1 protein-coding gene is annotated in these 476 nt (G+C 61.1%); it reads right to left on the minus strand.

Annotated features, from left to right (window positions below; genetic code table 11):
- On the minus strand, positions 1–476 hold a 476-nt coding region (locus tag HFC70_RS26310), incomplete at both ends, for an ATP-binding protein (RefSeq protein ID WP_168476289.1).

The raw sequence follows: 476 nt of genomic DNA on the forward strand, positions 1-476 counted from the left end.
CGATTGCGCAGCTGCCTGGCCAGGGCGGCGCCGTCGATGCCCGGCATCTGCAGATCCAGCAACAGCGCGTCGTAAGGGCGTCTGAGCAGTTTCTGCAACGCGCGCTCCGGCGAGTCGCACAGTTCGTGCTGGTAGCCCAGCTTGTCCAGCAGCGCCGCAAAGGCGTCACCCACCGACTTGTTGTCATCCACCACCAGCACCTGCTGCGGCTTTTGCTGCAGGGGGGCATTGGCGGCGGCGGGCTCGTCGGCGCGCTCTTCTTCACTGATCTGCACCGGAATGCTGACGATAAAGGTGCTGCCTTTCTTGATTTCGCTGTATACCGTGATGGTGCCGTTGAGCAGCGTCACCAGGCCGTGCACGATCGCCAGCCCCATCCCCACGCCGGCATACTGTTTGGTATGCGACTGATCCAACTGGGTAAAGGGTTTGAATATCTGATCGCGCTGGTCTTTTTCAATACCGATGCCGGTGTC

Origin of the sequence: Agrobacterium sp. a22-2, from assembly GCF_012276985.1 — a bacterium.
In the GTDB taxonomy this organism is placed as follows: Bacteria; Pseudomonadota; Alphaproteobacteria; order Rhizobiales; family Rhizobiaceae; genus Allorhizobium.